The 15,803-nt window shown below is 40.8% G+C and carries 17 protein-coding genes; 10 read left to right on the forward strand and 7 right to left on the reverse strand.

What is annotated here, in order from left to right:
* Positions 1-382 precede the first annotated feature (382 nt).
* Positions 383-658, forward strand: coding sequence for a hypothetical protein (locus H6G06_RS23245; protein WP_190564476.1), 276 nt, complete (start codon positions 383-385; stop codon positions 656-658).
* Between the two features lie 148 nt (positions 659-806).
* Here H6G06_RS23245 and petA read toward each other — a convergent pair whose 3' ends face one another.
* Both petA and petC read right to left on the reverse strand, forming a co-directional pair.
* A complete protein-coding gene (gene petA / locus H6G06_RS23250; RefSeq protein WP_190564436.1) occupies positions 807-1,808 on the reverse strand; it encodes a cytochrome f in 1,002 nt (333 codons plus the stop codon).
* A 117-nt stretch (positions 1,809-1,925) separates the two neighbouring features.
* Positions 1,926-2,465, reverse strand: a complete 540-nt coding sequence (gene petC, locus H6G06_RS23255) for a cytochrome b6-f complex iron-sulfur subunit (protein WP_190564437.1) — start codon at positions 2,463-2,465, stop codon at positions 1,926-1,928.
* A 356-nt stretch (positions 2,466-2,821) separates the two neighbouring features.
* Here petC and H6G06_RS23260 point away from each other — a divergent pair, with 356 nt between their 5' ends.
* The 4 genes from H6G06_RS23260 (at position 2,822) to H6G06_RS23275 (ending at position 5,725) form a co-directional block, all read left to right on the forward strand.
* Positions 2,822-3,130 (forward strand): DUF3067 family protein, encoded by a 309-nt coding sequence (locus H6G06_RS23260; protein WP_190564438.1) that lies wholly within the window; start codon positions 2,822-2,824, stop codon positions 3,128-3,130.
* Positions 3,131-3,243: 113 nt separating this feature from the next.
* The gene (locus H6G06_RS23265; RefSeq protein ID WP_190564439.1) at positions 3,244-4,284 is read left to right on the forward strand and encodes a M28 family peptidase; all 1,041 of its coding nucleotides are present in this window, start codon (positions 3,244-3,246) and stop codon (positions 4,282-4,284) included.
* Positions 4,281-5,168, forward strand: a complete 888-nt coding sequence (locus H6G06_RS23270) for an alpha/beta fold hydrolase (protein ID WP_190564440.1) — start codon at positions 4,281-4,283, stop codon at positions 5,166-5,168. The genes H6G06_RS23265 and H6G06_RS23270 overlap by 4 nt, the downstream gene beginning before the upstream one ends.
* A gap of 29 nt (positions 5,169-5,197) precedes the next feature.
* Positions 5,198-5,725 carry an opioid growth factor receptor-related protein gene (locus H6G06_RS23275; protein WP_190564441.1) on the forward strand — a complete coding sequence of 176 codons (528 nt, stop codon included), beginning with the start codon at positions 5,198-5,200 and terminating at the stop codon, positions 5,723-5,725.
* Positions 5,726-6,029: 304 nt separating this feature from the next.
* Here the strand turns inward: H6G06_RS23275 and H6G06_RS23280 are convergent, their stop codons facing one another.
* Positions 6,030-6,434, reverse strand: a complete 405-nt coding sequence (locus H6G06_RS23280) for a hypothetical protein (RefSeq protein ID WP_206754721.1) — start codon at positions 6,432-6,434, stop codon at positions 6,030-6,032.
* Positions 6,435-6,899: 465 nt separating this feature from the next.
* On the opposite strand from H6G06_RS23280, the gene H6G06_RS23285 reads away from it, so the two are divergent.
* From H6G06_RS23285 to H6G06_RS23295, 3 genes are read left to right on the forward strand one after another with little or no spacing between them, the layout of a single operon-like run.
* Positions 6,900-7,115 carry a DUF2997 domain-containing protein gene (locus H6G06_RS23285; protein ID WP_190564443.1) on the forward strand — a complete coding sequence of 72 codons (216 nt, stop codon included), beginning with the start codon at positions 6,900-6,902 and terminating at the stop codon, positions 7,113-7,115.
* A 39-nt stretch (positions 7,116-7,154) separates the two neighbouring features.
* Entirely contained in the window at positions 7,155-7,541 is a 387-nt protein-coding gene (locus H6G06_RS23290; RefSeq protein ID WP_190564444.1) for a DUF1257 domain-containing protein, read from the forward strand.
* Positions 7,541-7,996, forward strand: a complete 456-nt coding sequence (locus tag H6G06_RS23295; protein ID WP_190564445.1) for a ferredoxin — start codon at positions 7,541-7,543, stop codon at positions 7,994-7,996. Before H6G06_RS23290 ends, H6G06_RS23295 begins: the two co-directional genes overlap by 1 nt.
* Positions 7,997-8,345: 349 nt before the next feature.
* Here H6G06_RS23295 and H6G06_RS23300 read toward each other — a convergent pair whose 3' ends face one another.
* The 4 genes from H6G06_RS23300 to H6G06_RS27915 form a co-directional block, all read right to left on the reverse strand.
* Positions 8,346-9,920 carry a DUF4335 domain-containing protein gene (locus H6G06_RS23300; RefSeq protein ID WP_190564446.1) on the reverse strand — a complete coding sequence of 525 codons (1,575 nt, stop codon included), beginning with the start codon at positions 9,918-9,920 and terminating at the stop codon, positions 8,346-8,348.
* A gap of 100 nt (positions 9,921-10,020) precedes the next feature.
* Positions 10,021-10,623 carry a DUF3038 domain-containing protein gene (locus tag H6G06_RS23305; RefSeq protein WP_190564447.1) on the reverse strand — a complete coding sequence of 201 codons (603 nt, stop codon included), beginning with the start codon at positions 10,621-10,623 and terminating at the stop codon, positions 10,021-10,023.
* A gap of 287 nt (positions 10,624-10,910) precedes the next feature.
* Entirely contained in the window at positions 10,911-13,454 is a 2,544-nt protein-coding gene (locus H6G06_RS23310) for an endonuclease MutS2 (RefSeq protein ID WP_190564448.1), read from the reverse strand.
* Positions 13,455-13,826: 372 nt separating this feature from the next.
* Positions 13,827-13,961, reverse strand: coding sequence for a hypothetical protein (locus tag H6G06_RS27915; protein WP_277875220.1), 135 nt, complete (start codon positions 13,959-13,961; stop codon positions 13,827-13,829).
* Between the two features lie 6 nt (positions 13,962-13,967).
* Here H6G06_RS27915 and H6G06_RS23315 point away from each other — a divergent pair, with 6 nt between their 5' ends.
* Complete coding sequence (locus H6G06_RS23315) at positions 13,968-15,059, forward strand: trypsin-like peptidase domain-containing protein (protein ID WP_422387060.1); 1,092 nt, start codon at positions 13,968-13,970, stop codon at positions 15,057-15,059.
* Positions 15,060-15,228: 169 nt separating this feature from the next.
* Positions 15,229-15,753: a COP23 domain-containing protein gene (locus H6G06_RS23320; RefSeq protein WP_190564450.1), complete on the forward strand. Its 525-nt coding sequence runs from the start codon at positions 15,229-15,231 to the stop codon at positions 15,751-15,753.
* Positions 15,754-15,803 lie beyond the last annotated feature (50 nt).

Below are 15,803 nucleotides of genomic sequence, written 5' to 3' on the forward strand. Positions count from 1 at the left end.
GACTTACGTCACGCTACGCTATCACCGATAAGTTCTCAACTCAAATAGGATCGCTATATATATTTTAAATATCTATCCTACGTTATTTTATAAATATATGGTTATATATTTCCTGCGGTAGACACACAAGAAATTGCTTTTTGGTAAGTTAGAGTAGATTTATAAAGTAACAGCAGTTTACCAATCGCCTGCCTATCTTGGTTTAGCTGGCATAATGTCGCAATAGCCGATATCTCTATTCAACCTGAGTTTGTTGAAAGCGGGTCATCAAGAAGTCCTTATCGTAACTTTTGGAATCAATACTAATTTCACCCCGTCAACGTCAAGAAAATCTACTGTGCAATATGTTTCAATATATTAAATAAAATTGCAGTTAAAAATGATGGAAAATACATTAGTTGATAAAACCTTCCGTGACAGCAATGGCAAAATTGTTTTAGCTCAGATGCCAAACCTACCGCTTATTGTTTGGATAGTAGCTAGTTTACTAGCTATAGTTTTTACAACTGGCAAAATTAATACAGTGTTAGGCGTACTGGCAGATGGCTCGTTGTTTACTTGGGCCTGGATGGAATTATTTCAAGGCGTTAATTATTTTCGCAGATCGCTAGGTCTTGCCGTATTTATTGGTATTATCGTATCAAAACTGATGTACTAAAAACCAATAACCGAAGTTGCCTTACGACGTTGTTCCGGGCTTACCTCAAGATAACGTTGCAGAGTTGTTGAGTGTTTCATTAGATTTCATGTCTATAAAAAAAGACAGGCAATATGCCTGTCCCATAAATAATTATTTAGCAGAGAATTTAGAAATTCATCTCAGCAGCTTGGACTTTTTCCACCTGCTTCTTCTTCAGCACTAGCATAACTTGTGCCAACATCACTAAACAGATGAAAGCAACCATCCATGCAACTCTGGAACTATCTTGTAAGACGATTTCTGCATCTTTTTGACCGAAACCACCAACGTTGGGATTCACGGTAAGAGCATCACCAGATGCAACTGTTTGTCCTTCAGAAACAATCAGTTCTGGACCTGCGGGAACGGTATCGTTAACAACTTCACCAGATGCGGTTGTGATGCTAACTACATACTTAACATTACCGTCTTCATCTTCTGTTTTGGCAATCTTGCTGATTGTGCCAGCAGCAGAAGCGTTGTAAATGTTGTTATTGCTCTTTTCACCTGTGGGGTAAACTTGTCCACGTCCTCTGTTACCGCCAACATGAACGGAATATTTGCCAAAGTGGATATTTTTGTCGGTAGCGGGGTTAGGTGAAAGCACAGGGAAGACGATTTCTTGATATTCTTCACCTGGTAAGGGTCCAACGATGACGATATTTTCTTTGTCTTCGCTGTAGCTTTGGAAGGGAGTCTCACCGATTTCTTCCTTCATTTCTTCAGGAATGCGGTCTTCTGGCGCAATCTTGAAGCCTTCGGGTAACATCAATACAGCACCAACGTTTAAACCGACTTTAGAACCATCAGCACCTACTTGCTGTACGCTGGTATCGTAGGGGATTTTGACGATCGCTTTAAATACGGTATCAGGTAATACTGATTGGGGTACTTCTACTTCTGTATTTTTTGCGGCTAAGTGACAGTTAGCGCAAACGATCCGTCCTGTCGGTTCGCGGGGGGTTTCAGGATAGGTGGCTTGCGCCCAGAAGGGATAAGCAGCAGCAGTTTGGGGTCGGGCGAAATCGCTGGTGAAGAAAAATGTCACGGTAGCGATCGCTATAAGTAATGTATTTAACATTACTTTAGCAGCGCGAGTTAACCTCGCAGGTGTACGGGCGTTTCTCATCTCTATAAAGTCATTTGTCAGTGGTCAGTTGTCAGTGGTCAGTGGTCAGTTGTCATTGGTCAGTTGTCGAGAGTTGACTAAAGACTAATAACTCGATACCCCGCACTCAGAAATCAATTAACTCCACCAAGGTTCTTCACCGGTGCGGAAGTCGGTTTCTGTCCAAGCGGTTAAAACAATTTTGTCGTTATCTGTTTTGGCATGAGCCAAAGCCAAAGACTTGGGTGCAGGTCCGCGGACAACTTTACCAGTAGCATCGTACTGGGAACCGTGACAAGGGCATTTAAACTTGTTCTCTGCTACGTTCCAGGGAACAACACAACCTAAGTGGGTGCAAATAGCATTAATGCCATAGTCTGCGATCGCTTCTTTGCTTTCCACCACAATATAGGTAGGATCTCCCTTGAGTCCTTGTACTAGGGTGCGATCGCCTACATTATGGCTTTCTAGAAACTTAGCAAGGCTAACATCGTTACCCAATTCGTCTTTTGCTGTTGCACCACCACCAGCACCACCGCTGCTAGGAGGGATAAAGTAATTGACAACAGGATACAATGCACCTAGAGCTACTCCGGTGACAGTCCCAAAAGTCAGCAGGTTCATGAACTGACGACGACCCATGTCGGGTACGTCCATTGATTCAGAAAATTGAGCCATAGTCTACGCGCTCTTTGTGTAATTTGTTAAGCATTTTGACAAGAGTGGTAGCAACTAGCCTCACACTTTGCCTGAGTCGAAATGCTAACGCCCTCAGCGATGCCATACTTCTTTGTTGCAAGACTGATCTAGCATCATTGTCTGTTAGCATTACATTTCTTTATATCCTTATCATACTGGAGTTACGGAACTTAATATCATAACTAAATGTAAAATCTAATTGAGATAATCCATGATCCCATAAGGCTTAGGCTCTCATCTTTCCCAGGGTTAAGACAGACTCACTATCATTATTCTGTTCCCGTAGCCTGGCGTAAGCCATATCGAAAATCGAAAATCCTAAATTTTGAATTAATATGACAGGACAGGAATTACGTCAACTGTTGATTGATAAATGGGGATACTCTTACGATGTCCAGTTCCGCAGGACGCAGGGGAAGATATTTCTGCAAGTCATGTGGAAATATCTTGAGCAAGCTTCATTCCCTTTAAACGAAGCCGAATACCAAGAGCATCTGGATAGCATCACTAATTATCTCAACGCCTTGGGGGGAACAATTCAAGTACAGAATTTTATTACACAAACAAAAGAGCGTCCCCGTCTAGGCAAAGCTGTTAGTATCCCTCTCGATTTGGGCGATCGCGCATCTGAATGGATAGTATAGCAGGTGACTGGTGACTAGTGACGACTTGAAAGCCTGTTTCTGTCCTCACTAGCTTGGTTGTTGCTGTATAAATTTTTATATGAAAATTAACCAAAAAGCGATCGCCACAGAACATGAAAAAATCTGTCAGTAAAAGTAGATTTCAACTACAAATCATCAGTAAACCTGCCTTAGTTCGCTTGTCTGTACTTGTGGCTATTTTTCTGGTTTTAAGTATCTGGGGTTGGTGGATGATGTTTTGGATGCCAAAACAAAGTTATCAAGGACAACTTCCACCTTTACAACCCCAAGAAATAGTTCTGGAGAAATTGTTAAAACAAGATTTACAAAAGCTATCTGTTGAAATTGGTATTCGTAATTATAGTCAATATCAAAAACTCAATAATGCTAAAGATTTTTTGATAACTTCTTTGCATCAAGCAGGTTACAAAGTCAATCAACAAGAATATAAAATAGACAACAAATCTTATTACAACATTGAAGTTGAACACAAAGGCCTTAAAAAACCAGATGAAATAATTATAGTTGGTGGTCATTATGATTCAGCCTTTACTAGTCCAGGTGCAAATGATAATGGTACAGGTGCAGTAGCAACCCTAGAACTTGCCAAGATTTTCGCCAACAAAAAAACTAACCGCACCATTCGTTTTGTTGAGTTTACCAACGAAGAACCACCTTTTTTCTGGACAGAAAATATGGGAAGTTTGGTATATGCCAAACAGTTGCACCAGCATAATGAGAATGTTTTGGCAATGTTGAGTTTAGAAACAATAGGATATTTTTCCGATCAACCAGGTAGTCAACAATATCCTTTTCCTCTTGATTTATTATATCCTAATCAGGGAAATTTTATCAGCTTTATCGGGAATATAAACTCTGGAGATTTGGTCAAAAAAGCAGTTGGTTCTTTTCGTCGTCATGTCCAGTTTCCCTCTCAAGGAACTGCTCTTCCAGGTTGGATTCCTGGCGTTGGTTGGTCAGATCAATGGTCTTTTTGGGAGCAGGGTTATCCAGGAATTATGGTGACAGATACCGCCCCTTATCGCTATCAATATTATCATACAGATGAAGATACTATAGATAAAATTGACTTCGAGAAACTAACAAGAGTTGTTAATGGTTTAGTAAACGTAATATCTGATTTAGCCACATGATTGAATATATTAAAACCTCCCGTCTCAATATCGCTTATCACAGCTATGGTGAAAGTAACGCACCAACCATAATTCTTTTACACGGTTGGCCTGATGATGCACTAACTTGGAATGCAATTATTCCTGAATTAGTAAATGCAAACTATCGCTGTATCACCCCATATCTGAGAGGTTTTGGACTTACACATTTTCTTGATTCTCAAACCTTACGTAGCGGACAACTCGCAGCTTTAGCACAAGATATAATTGAGTTTATTGAAGCCTTAAAAATCGGTTATGTACATTTAGTAGGTCACGACTGGGGCGCACGCATTGGTTATAATATTGCTGCCTTACGTCCCGATTTATTACATACTCTCACAGCATTATCCGTAGGTTACGGAACTAATAATCCTCAGCAAACATTATCATTTGCACAGGTGCAACAATATTGGTATCAGTGGTTTTTTGCCACAGAGAGAGGAAGGCAAACCCTAGCAGCAAATAGAAATGGTTTTATCCGCAAACTATGGCAGTTTTGGTGTCCTTCCTGGAATTTTAGTGATGCAGAATTTGAGACAACTGCACAATCATTTAATAACCCAGACTGGGTAGATATTACCATTGATTCATACCGCAATCGTTGGGGATTTTCTCCTAATGATTCTGAATATGAAGCTATTCACCAAAAATTGATGTCTGCACCTAAAATTGATGTACCAACAACGGTATTACATGGAGGTGCTGATGGTGCAACTTTACCAGAAACTAGTGATAATAAAGAACAGTTTTTTTTAAAAGATTATAAAAGATTTGTAATACCAGAAGTTGGGCATTTTATCCAGCGGGAATCACCAAAAACAGTAATTGAAGCTGTTCTTAATCGTGTACAAAGCATATTTTAATAATTAACAATATTTGAGGTCAATAGTTGATGAATAAAAATTCTCTAATTGTTCCATTCTATTCAGGAAGCTCTGCTGATATTCGCGGTCGAATGCTTGCAGAGATATGGCAAGAAAATTATGACTGTTTGGAAAAAACTCATGATTATATTCAGTGGTTATTTCCCCTCACAGAAAGGAGTCGTTTTAATCCTAATGCACCGATTTTAACAGATGACGATATTCAAAGTTTTCAGAATAGAGAAGAATTGAGAAATAATTTACTCGCATCTTTAAAATTGATGTTAGGCTTTTATGGCTTGTCATGTCAAGAAAGCGAAGATGGTAAGGTAGAGATTAATATTGAACAATCATTTTTAGAACGTAAAAAAATATGGGTTCATTGGGGAAATCACAACCATTTGCGAATTACTAGAATTTTGAGAAGTTTGTATTTATTGGGTTTAGAAGTATATGCTCAAGCTTTTTTCAAGTGTTTGCAGGAAATATATAATTTAGAAAAAGGTGAAATTACTAAACTTACCTTTTCTCATTGGCAAGATGCAATAAGAGGTTAAGAATATTTGTAGATAGTAATTACCATAAAGTTCCTCAACTCAAACTATACAGTTTGATTTTTTGGCTTAACCAAGAATTCTTGAGATTAACTAGGGGATGCTGAATAAATCTCAAAACATTACAGGTAAACGGTTTTAGCTATTTTGACTTTCAAAAAGTGCAAGATTTTATGACGTGGAAACTCGAAAACCTTGCATTTAAGTTTGATGCAAAGGAAAAATCGCTCCCATCCAAATCTTGAAACTGTTCCCTGTTAAGAGTTCCCTGTTCCCTGCCTCCACGACAAGACTATTTCAGCAAACCCTAACTATGACTATGGCGATATTTCCAAATACCTACTCCGACCAAAATTCCCAATAGCGTACCAATAAATAAACCCATTGGAGCTAAAGCCAAAAAACTCAGATCTCCTTGATTTCCTTTGGGATAACCGCCAAACACAATGATACCCCCAAATCCAATGCTGCCTCCAATAATAGAACCAAGCAGCATCCATAACATCACATTTTTAGACTTCAACCATGATGAAACTGCTAATGCCATCAAGCCGATAATTAATCCCGTGAGTAATCCTATCACAGCCCCATAACCGACAACGGTAATAACCCAGGTATAGCTGATAATCAATGCGCCTAGTCCAGCGATTAAAGCTCCAAAGCCTAGCCAGAGAAATATTCCCAGGAGAAAGAAGAAAAGTTTTGTCTGCATTTTGTTCATACTTAAACGATTTTAAAGCAGCGACAATGTGATATTAGGTATTTTTATATACATAGCAATATACTAAATTATAGGCAAAAGAGCAAGTAAGTGATCGCTGCTAATAGGATCAACCCAATGATAATGATAAGCTTTTTCAATAAGCTTTAGTATTTTTTCATATTTACCTCGTTTCTGTCTTTAGTCTAAAAGCTTGTGTTTTAAGGCTTTTGGACTCTAACTTTGCCAAACAAAGTTAAGCTTGACTAATTGATCAGGCTAAGAGAAACTAAATAATGGTAGATGTAACTGCTAATCAAATTAATAATTTTTGTAAAGTTTTTGAGATATATATTTTGAAAGATGGAACATTAGTTAACAAACGGCTACTTTGTCTCTAAGTTCCTTAGGCAATGAAAGAGTAACTCTGCTAAAGCAGTAAAGTTCAAGGATACTATCGAGGTTGGCGTTCATAGAATGGAAACATTAGAATTCATAATTTATCCAGACGGTCGGGTACAAGAGAAAGCCACTGGTATTGTGGGGGCTTCTTGTGCTGAAGTGACAGCAGCGATAGAAGCGCAACTAGGGCAAGTGCTAAGTCAGGAGCCAACCTCAGAATTTTTCGCCACCAACAATAATATACAAGAATCTGGAGTGGTGAATACCCAAACCGCTTTTAGCGACTGGTAAATTTTCCAACTAGTTTATGTTCATTGATTACAAACCACCATGTCACACTTTAGCCAAATCAAAACTCAAATCCGTAACCTAGAATCCTTACAAGATGCGCTTTCTGACTTGGGTATAGACTGGAAACCAGGACCCCATGAAGTGCGCGGTTATCGAGGTCAAACCCATCCTGCCGAAGTTACCATTGAGCAAGAAAATGGGTATGACATCGGTTTTAGATGGAATGGTAAGGAATACGAATTGGTGGCTGATCTACAATATTGGCAACAAGATTTGTCTGTAGATGGATTTTTACGTCAAGTCACCCAGCGTTATGCTTATCAAACAGTGATGAAAGAAACAGCTAAGGTTGGTTTCCAAGTTGCTGAACAACAAAAAAATGAAGATGGTTCCATTCGTCTAGTAGTACAACGCTGGAGTGCGTAATGTCCCAATTGCAGCCGTTACCAGAAGATTTAGAAAACAATCCTTCCGGTTTAGAGCCAGAACTAGGCGGTTTTTTGCGAGATGAACCAGAACGTTCTGGGTTAGAACCGGAACTGGGCGGACTGCTGCGACAGAAAGGCGTTTATGTAGATGAAATTACTTGTATAGGGTGTAAACATTGCGCCCATGTTGCCCGTAATACCTTTTATATTGAGCCAGATTATGGGCGATCGCGTGTGATTCGTCAAGATGGAGATTCTGAAGAGGTAATTCAAGAAGCTATAGATACCTGTCCTGTTGATTGTATTCACTGGGTTGATTACACCGAACTGAAAAACCTAGAAGAAGACCGCAGATATCAGGTAATTCCCGTCGTGGGTTATCCCGTAGACCATGCTGTAGCTACCACAGAAAAACGACGCAAAAAGCAAAAGTTAAAAAAGAAACAATCATAAAATTAAAATATCAAACAATTAATACTTTTCCAGGCTGGTTTTAAATTCCAGCCTTTATTTTTTGCCCTTTTCCCCAATGCGAATGAAATTATGTAGGTTGTTGGATTGTGGAACGTGAACGTTCGCGGAGCAATGGAACGAAACCCAACATTTACAACGGTTTGTTGGGTTTCACTTTGTACCCTACGGGATCTTGCTACAACCCAACCTACTAAAATCCTTAACCGAACAGTATTGGAAAGACACGTAGTGTTCAAAAATACGTCCGTTTCAAATCCCCTAATTTTAATGATAGGGATTTCCCTGTTGCCCATTTCCTGTTCCCTTTTAATCCTGACTCCCGCTGTATTTATGGCGTTTCTGGAAAAGTTTGCACCTTGCCATCTGGACTGAATACAACTCGTAGTTTGAGATTTTGCCCAGCTTTGTTAGTAGAAACAAAGGGTTTTCCAATTTGTGGCATACCTGTGTTATCAATATATTCTCTAGCGGCTCGATTCAAAGGCAAAATGCGCTCAATAGAGCCGTCTACACCCAACATTAGGCTATACTCTAGTGTTTGAGAAAAACCCGCAGGTGGCCGCCAATTCTTTTGCAAATACTCTCTGGCTTCTGCTGATTGAGGTATATCAAATAATTTGTTTTCCTCAGTTGCAACCTCTGTAGGGAATGGTGCATTTCTTGTTGCTCGCAATTTTGCCACTAAATCATCATCACTTGCGATCGCAGGAGTTTTGGTTGCAGAAGTAGCACCTCGATTCAATTGTTGTGACTCTGGTTGAGAGGTTATTTTCGGAGGAATCTGACTGGGAATTTGATCAGGTAAGGTAATAATAGAGTCAGGGATGGAAGAGATATTGCTGGTATTTCCCGAAGGCAAATTCTGACCTGTGCCAAAAGGAATACCACTTTGGCTAATCACACCTGTAGAGTTTTGTTGGGAACTGGGTGTTGTTGATGGGATTTGTAGATTACTAGGAATAATCGGCTTGGTTGTTTGCGGTATTGTCAGTGCATTTTCTTGGGATGTGCCAGATGTGTCCGGGACAGTGGAATTGGGGAAGGAAAGAGGCGTTTTTACCAGACTAGGATCGACAGGTGGAGGGGGGGGATCTAAATTGGGTAGCGGCATAATATCACTACTACCTGGGGGAGTGACACCTGGTTGAGGGGTAGTTAAATTAAGTGGGGGTGAGGATTCGAGAGCAGCATTTTCTGTGGTTGAAGTGGGATTTTTAGCTGTCTGCTGCTGATTTTGCTTGATGCTGTTGGCATATTGCCAAGTTAAGGGAGTTAAACCCACAGCTAATGCTAACATTGCAGCTATAGGAGTCCAACTTGGTAAACTGGAAATCGAACTCTCTCTTTTGAGATTTGGTAGTGTTATGACATCAGCAGAATATTCATCTAAAGCAGTTGCCAAATCAAATAGTTGTAACAGAGTAAGTTGAATTATAGTCCCAGATGTTGGATTAGCAAGGGAACCGAGATATAGTTTATGAGTTAAATTGTCACTAGATTCTAAGTAAATTGTTGCCTCTAGAATTCCCATGCTGGAGGGGTTTGGGATCTTAGATGACGGTGATGAAGCGGGGGTAATATCTTTTAATTCTGGTTGCTCAGATGTTGTGCTTGATGGTTGCGATTTGAAGGAAGTGAAACAAAAGCTATCTGCTGATTTGTGGAGAAGTTGCTGAACGTAGTTAGTGACAGCATTACACAAAGCTTCTAGTTGATCGCGATCGCCATGAATGGGTACTTTGAGTTCTTCTGGCAGTGCTGGATCATCAAAATGCAGTTCAAAACGCACTTGATTAAGGACAGTTTGCCCCATCCAACGGGATAAAGGTGAGCTTTGCGCCGAGATTTCTAGTGTGCAAGTGGGGGGAGTATAGCGACGAATGACAGAATTTGATCCAGGCATAGCAAGAATGGCAATGGGGACAAAAGAGAATTTTGGATTTTGGATTAGTAATTTCAAATCTAAAATCTAAAATCTAAAATCTAAAATCTAAAATCTAAAATTATTTTGTGGAACGATCCAGCAGTGTTAGCCACAGACGACGGTGTCCACTAGGGGCGCTATAAAATAGTAAATCTACCAGCAGTTTTATTGCTAAGTTGGTTAGCAAATCTGTGGATATTTTTTCATCCTCTTCCATCCGTTCTTGATAGGTGTTACAGAAAGCATCGATATAATCTCCCAGTAAAGCATTTTGATGAGGTTCCTGATTGTTTGCGGCTATTTTTTCTAATAACCCAACAGCACGGCGAATTAACTCCTGGTGCTGTTTGGCAAGATAGCAGGTAATCAGAACTAGCGATCGCGCCTCTTCTACATCCAGTTTTTTTCGCCCTCCTTGACCTTTGCGTATAGGGTTAGATTGGCGCAGTCGCCATAAAGCTACGCGGTCTGGGACTCTTGACTCTAAATTCAAATTAATGGCTGCCGAGAGCATAGCCTCAGAACCAATGCCCGTTAAAGTTTCTAGTGCCAACAACACCAAATCTAACTGGGTTTTAATATTCTCCCATTGAACTGAGTGTGGGGTTGTAAACTGGCTTAACTCCTCCCACTGGGAATTCGGTGTGGCTGAATTGGCGGCCGATTGCATAACTTTTAGCATAGGTGATCAGGCGAATAAAGGCTGTTGCTGTTACCTTTTTTGAAACAGACCATCAAGCATGAAAATTGGTTTCTCGTCATGTAGCCCTAAATCAGTTTAGTCACAGCAGTTATCTTGGTTTTTTTACTTTAGATGAAAATTTCTTGTCTCAATATGAGAAATTAATGAGGCTTTCGTGAAGACTGGGGACTGGGGGCAGGGAGATGGGGAGAAATTTATCTTTCTTCTTGCCTGCCTTCTGCTTTCTGCCTTCTGCCTTCTGCCTCCTGTCAACTGTCACCTGTTACTTATTCAACATGAGCAATAGTCACACCAGTACCACCATCTGCTTGTTCTGCACTTTCGTAATGGCTGACTCTGGGGTGTTGATACAGAAATGCGTGAACTCCTTGCTTTAATTTACCAGTACCATAACCGTGAATAATCCACAATGGTCCAGCAGCTTCGGAAATAGCTTTGTCTAAGATATATTCGGCATCAGCTACCCGTTTTCCGCGCAAATCAACTGTATTTTTCGAGGTGCGAATGGCTAAAGCCGGGGCTGGTGGTGGGGTAACGGTCGGGGTCGGTTTTGGTTTGACTATGGGTTCTGGTTTCTGCCCATCTAAAGATTCTACGTCTTGTAATTGCACCGTCATTTTCATGATGCCAAAACGCACACTAAATTCTCCATCTTCATCAGGGGCGGTTAACACTTCGGCAGTTTGCCCTAATTTGGGTATGCGAATGCGATCGCCTACTTTGGGCATAAACCCTGGTTTGGGTTTGGGTGGTGGTGCAGGTTGATATTTTTCAGTAATTTCACTTAATGCTTTGGTTGCTTGCTGGGCATCTTGAGCGGTGGGTTTTCCTTGTTGCAAACGGCGAATAACTTGGGCAATTTCTCCTTTGGCTTGGATTATTGCTTGTTGTACTGCTACTTCCTGAGAAGCGCGTAAATCTTTTTCTCGCTCTTCCAAAGCTGTGGCTTTTCGAGAAACTTCTTGGTATAATTTCTCGGCTTGCTTTAATAATTCTTGAGCTTCAGCCGCTTTGGTTTCCTGACTGCGACGTTGCGCCTCTAAGCCAGCAATTACCTGATTAACTTCGTCCGTGGCTTCTCCTACTTGGCTTTTTGCTGCTTCTACCACTTCTGGTTTTAAACCCAACCGTAAAGCAATAGTTAAGGCGTTAGAACGTCCCGGAATCCCCCACAATAACCGATAGGTGGGTGAAAGAGTGGCTTCGTCAAATTCTACTGAGGCGTTTTCAAAGCGAATATCCTCATATTTTAAAGCTTTTAATTCCCCAAAGTGGGTGGTGGCAATGGTTAACTGGGCATGATCAGCGAGATATTGCAAAAGAGCGATCGCTAATGCACTTCCTTCCACCGGATCTGTACCTGCACCCACTTCATCTAGTAAAACTAGGGATTGGGGACTGGGGACTGGGGACTGGGGATTGGTGATTGGTGATGGGGAAAAATCTTCTCCCCTGCTCCCCTGCTCCACTGCTCCCCTGCTCCACTGCTCCCCTGCTCCACTGCTACCTGCTCCCTGTTCCCCTTCCTTTTCTTCTTCCCAGTCCCCAGTCCCCAGTCCCCGATCACCAGCCCCCAAAGCATTTAAAATCCGACTAATGCGGCGAATATGACCGGAAAAAGTAGATAAGCTTTGTTGTAAAGATTGTTCATCCCCAATATCGGCTAAAACTTGATCAAACCAAGGCATTTCGACTGGTTCACGGGCAGGAACAAATAAACCCACTTTAGCCATTAAGGCAGCTAATCCCAAGGTTTTTAAAGTTACAGTTTTACCGCCAGTATTGGGCCCGGTAATTGTGACTACTTTGATGTGGGGACTGATTAATAAATTAACGGGAATTACTGGATGTCCTTGCTCATGCTGTTGTTGCCAAACTAACAAAGGATGCCGTAATTGCCGCAGGGTAATTATTTCCTGTTCTTGGCGATTTACGAACCGGGGCGGATTTGCACCTATCCAAAAACTATACCTAGCTTTAGCTGTGGCTAAGTCTAAGGTGGTGACAATTGCTAATAACTTTTCTAAATCGGGTTTAACTGCGGCGACTTGTTCTGTTAAATTGCGACGAATAACTTCTTCTTCGGCTTGTTCTTTTCTGATAGCTTGGCGCAGTTGGTTGCCCATTGGCACAATGCTATTAGGTTCGATATACAAGGTTGCGCCGCTGGTGGATGTGTCGTGAACAATGCCAGGAATTGCGTCTTTTTGCGGTGCTTTCACGGGAATAACATAGCGATCGCCCCTTTGGGTGATAATCTGCTCTTGTAATGCTCCCGATTTTACCTGAATGATATTTTGCAGTTTACGTGTAATTTGACTGCGTAATTTTCGCAAATCTTCGCGAATTTCCCCTAATTTCTGACTAGCGCGGTCTGTAACTTGCGCCCGTTCATCAATACAACGGTGAATTTCTTGCTCTAGTTCTGGGTAAGTCCGTAATTCGGCAACTAACTCAGTCAGGATCGGTATATCTTCCTGATTATCAATTACCCGGCGTAAATTTCTTGCACCGGCGAGGGTTGTAGCAATACCTAACAGTTCTTCCCCAGACAAAATTCCTTGTAGTTCGGCTCGTTCTAGGGAGTCGCCAATATCTTGAATGCCTTCAAAGGATAACCCAGGCGTAAGCCGACTTTCCAGTTGATAGACTTCTTTGGTTTGCGCTAATAACTCTGTACTTTCCGCTTGAGTTGTCGGTATCGGCAAGGCACGGGCAACCATCGCCCCTAACTTAGTTGCCGCAAAGGTGGAAAGGTGCTGGCAAAGGCGATGCCATTCTAATAGTTCTAGGGTTTCAGACTGGATCAAGGCTTCACTATCTAATCTGAAACTATGGTAACAATTCTCGTCACAAGAAAGCTAAATCTTCTATAGTTTTCTTCCTCGTTCCTAGACTCTGGCTAGGAATGAAATCTCAGAGCCGACCTCTCTCCTACCTCTCCCTAACCCTCTCCTAAGAGGAGAGGGGAAAGGAATAACTTTTTTTACTTGAGAGGCTTTGATTTACCCCCCTTCCCTTGTAGGGAAGGGGCTGGGGGTTAGGTCTAATAATTGTGATTTAAATACATGAAAACTACTGTAAACCCCTTGTAGAGACTTTCCAGGAAACGTCTTTACAGTACAATTAGCCGAAAACTTTTGTAATCCTGAATATTGTGTCTGGAGGCTACCCAGGGTCTGCTATGGTGCTGCTGTTACAAAAATGGTAACACTAGCTTTATTTTGCTCATTTGCATACATACTGTTCTGAGTGCGATAGCTTTGCTCGCCGTAGGCATCGCTACACCAGTCCATACCAAGTTCGCAAATGAACACAAAACCATATCTGACAGCAACAGTCACAGGGCTTGCTGTCTTGTCCATACAGGTTCTAGCATCACAAACCGGCTTTACGCTCTCCGAACCAAATCCCCCCTCCTAAAACAGGATTCAAACCTTGTTCTAGCTCAAAATTCAGAGGAACAAACGCGAATTCGGGTGAATCAGGCAGCAAGTCCCAGTGTTGTATATATTAATATGGGCAAATCAAGTGGTAGTGGTTTTATTGTTAGTAGAGATGGGTTAATTATTACCAATGCTCACGTTTTAGAAGATGCTTCTAGCACCGTTACCGTTGTTCTGTCCGATGGGAGAAGGTTGCCGGCTGATATCATTGGCTTTGCTAAAAATGGTCTAGATTTAGCAGCAATTAAAATTCTTAACCAGAATAATTTGCCCGCATTACCTTTAGCAAAATCAGCCAAAACTGGACAATCTGTATATGCTATTGGTAGTCCCTTTGGTTATGAAAATCCCAATAATTTTACTGCAGGTGTTGTTAGTAATATTGACAATTTAGCAGGAGTAATTAAACACGATGCCCGAATTAATTCCGGTAATTCTGGTAGTCCATTACTCAACTCTCAAGCACAAGTTATTGGTGTGAATACAGCTGTGAGACTTGATAGACAGGGAGGCAATAGTGGCATTAGTATTGCCATTTCTGTTGATAAACTACAAGGCTTTTTAACAGCACTTCGTCAAGGTAATTTTTCCTCTGTGAGTACATTACCAAAAGAAGAGATAAAAAATCAGTCTCAACCATTAACTATGAATGGTCGAGCAATAAGTGGAAACCTCACTCAAAATGATAACAAGTTTGAAGATAATAGCTACTTTAGAAGCTACATCTTTGAGGGTAAACGAGGGCAAAAAATATCAATTCAAATGAATAGCAATGAAATAGATCCATTTTTAATGATTTTGAATTCTGAAGGAAAACCAATCGCACAAAATGACGATATATCACCTAATAATTTTAATGCCAGAATTGCTGCAACACTACCAAAAGATGATACCTACACAGTCATAGCTGGCAGTTTTGGTGCATCTGAATTAGGAGCTTTCACTATTACCGCTAATTCTGCTCCTTAGTATTTCCCTCGTTCCTAGTCTCCGACTAGGAATGAACTCTGAGAGGCTCTGCCTCCCTGAATACTAATACAAGGCAGAGCCTCTTAAACAGCATTCCCAGGTTCTACCTGGGAACGAGAAAACGAGAATAATTCAAAAAATTAACCCAAATTAGGAGCTTTGAAAAATCATGAGATTAGCATTATTAACTACTCTGTTCTTAACCACCACATTAGCCGCTACTCCTGTTTCTGCTCAGAAAGATGCAAATAATCAAGTTAGCTTTATCTGTGCTACCAGTCGTCATTCCCAATCTCAAAAGCGTGTTTCTACAACTTTTCTTTGGACACCAAATGGTAAAAAAGCAATGGTGAATTGGACATCTGTTTTAGCTGGTTATGCACCCGAAGAACGTTGTCAAAAAGTTTCTGAAAATTTTCAAGTTGCTTTCAATAATGGCAGTCTGAATTACGTTACCAATGCTGTCCAAAATGGTAGTAAAGTAATTTGTTCTGTGCGCTCAAGTGATGGTGCTTGTGATACTGTATTATTTACACTGCGCCCTAAAGACAATTCTAGAGATATTCTCAAACAATTAAATCAACTCTGGCTTGGTACTGCTACCACAGGACCTATTCAACAAAGTTCTGGAGAAGCAAAGTTTTACATTGATATTCGCCAATTTCTCAATACACCAACATCAAATAAAGTGTAATAACGAAAATTCTCGAAAATTGTAGGTTGGGTAGAACGAAGTGAAACCCA

Source organism: Anabaena sphaerica FACHB-251 (genome assembly GCF_014696825.1).
Taxonomy (GTDB): Bacteria; Cyanobacteriota; Cyanobacteriia; order Cyanobacteriales; family Nostocaceae; genus RDYJ01.

Coding starts and splice junctions, on each gene's coding strand:
- H6G06_RS23260 (WP_190564438.1), top strand. CDS start 2,822: ATGACAGGACAGGAATTACGTCAACTGTTGATTGATAAATGGGGATAC.
- H6G06_RS23295 (WP_190564445.1), top strand. CDS start 7,541: ATGTCCCAATTGCAGCCGTTACCAGAAGATTTAGAAAACAATCCTTCC.
- H6G06_RS23270 (WP_190564440.1), top strand. CDS start 4,281: ATGATTGAATATATTAAAACCTCCCGTCTCAATATCGCTTATCACAGC.
- H6G06_RS23300 (WP_190564446.1), bottom strand. CDS start 9,920: ATGCCTGGATCAAATTCTGTCATTCGTCGCTATACTCCCCCCACTTGC.
- H6G06_RS23275 (WP_190564441.1), top strand. CDS start 5,198: ATGAATAAAAATTCTCTAATTGTTCCATTCTATTCAGGAAGCTCTGCT.
- H6G06_RS23290 (WP_190564444.1), top strand. CDS start 7,155: ATGTCACACTTTAGCCAAATCAAAACTCAAATCCGTAACCTAGAATCC.
- petC (WP_190564437.1), bottom strand. CDS start 2,465: ATGGCTCAATTTTCTGAATCAATGGACGTACCCGACATGGGTCGTCGT.
- H6G06_RS23320 (WP_190564450.1), top strand. CDS start 15,229: ATGAGATTAGCATTATTAACTACTCTGTTCTTAACCACCACATTAGCC.
- H6G06_RS23245 (WP_190564476.1), top strand. CDS start 383: ATGGAAAATACATTAGTTGATAAAACCTTCCGTGACAGCAATGGCAAA.
- H6G06_RS23305 (WP_190564447.1), bottom strand. CDS start 10,623: ATGCTAAAAGTTATGCAATCGGCCGCCAATTCAGCCACACCGAATTCC.
- H6G06_RS23285 (WP_190564443.1), top strand. CDS start 6,900: ATGGAAACATTAGAATTCATAATTTATCCAGACGGTCGGGTACAAGAG.
- H6G06_RS23265 (WP_190564439.1), top strand. CDS start 3,244: ATGAAAAAATCTGTCAGTAAAAGTAGATTTCAACTACAAATCATCAGT.
- petA (WP_190564436.1), bottom strand. CDS start 1,808: ATGAGAAACGCCCGTACACCTGCGAGGTTAACTCGCGCTGCTAAAGTA.
- H6G06_RS23280 (WP_206754721.1), bottom strand. CDS start 6,434: ATGCAGACAAAACTTTTCTTCTTTCTCCTGGGAATATTTCTCTGGCTA.